Annotated in this window: 1 protein-coding gene; it reads left to right on the top strand. The window is 48.6% G+C overall.

From position 1 onward, the window contains the following. The coding region (locus R7127_RS27015) for an HD domain-containing protein (RefSeq protein ID WP_318148777.1) at nucleotides 1–1,001 on the top strand (1,001 nt) is incomplete at both ends.

Below are 1,001 nucleotides of genomic sequence, written 5' to 3'. Positions count from 1 at the left end.
GTGGATCGTTAATCGAAGCCAGAAAACCCGCGCTATTCCAAGCCAGACCTGAAACTATTCTTGATATGTTTTTGCATATCGCGAACGACTCAACCATTGAGGGGGTAAGTCCTCCAACCCTGCGACAACTGCGTACTGCACGTCGCCGCTTAAACAAGTTTTTACACACGATTCCAGCGGCTCGTGAAAAATTCTTAGCGTTATGTCGACACCCAACTGCACTTCATAAAGCATTCAGTTTGATGCACAGACTTGGGGTAATGGCCGCATATTTACCGCAATGGAGCCAGATTGTTGGTCAGATGCAGTTCGACCTGTTCCACGCCTACACGGTTGACGAGCACAGTATTCGCCTACTCAAACACATCAATACCTTTAACAATCCAGACAACCATGCGAAGCATCCGATTTGTTGCGACATATACCCGCGCATGCAAAAGAAAGAACTGCTGATCATTGCAGCAATCTTCCATGATATTGGTAAAGGTCGCGGTGGTGATCACTCAGTGATTGGTGAAGGTGAAGCGTACGATTTCTGTATTGAACACGGGCTGTCGAAGCCAGAAGCTAAGTTAGTGGGCTGGCTGGTGAGGCATCACCTTCTCATGTCAGTCACCGCACAACGACGCGATATTTACGATCCTGACGTCATTACAGAGTTTGCGAAACAAGTTCGTGACGAAGAATCTCTTGAGTATTTAGTGTGTCTCACGGTTGCGGATATTTGCGCAACCAATCCAGAGTTGTGGAATGCTTGGAAACGCACGCTGCTTGCCGAGCTCTTCTACTCAACGCAACGCGCACTGCGTCGCGGATTAGAAAATCCGGTTGATGTGCGTGAGCGTATTCGCCATAACCAACAGATGGCTTCCGCATTGCTGCGCAAAGAAGGGTTTTCTGCACGCCAAATCGAAGTGTTGTGGCAACGATTCAAAGCCGACTATTTCTTGCGCCATACTCACACTCAAATCGCTTGGCATTGCGCGCATTTGCTGCGGATG

This window comes from Vibrio sp. 1159, from assembly GCF_033340395.1.
Classification (GTDB): domain Bacteria; phylum Pseudomonadota; class Gammaproteobacteria; order Enterobacterales; family Vibrionaceae; genus Vibrio; species Vibrio alginolyticus.
Note: the sequence above shows the minus strand (reverse complement) of the source record. Positions and strands in the feature narration are given on the sequence as shown.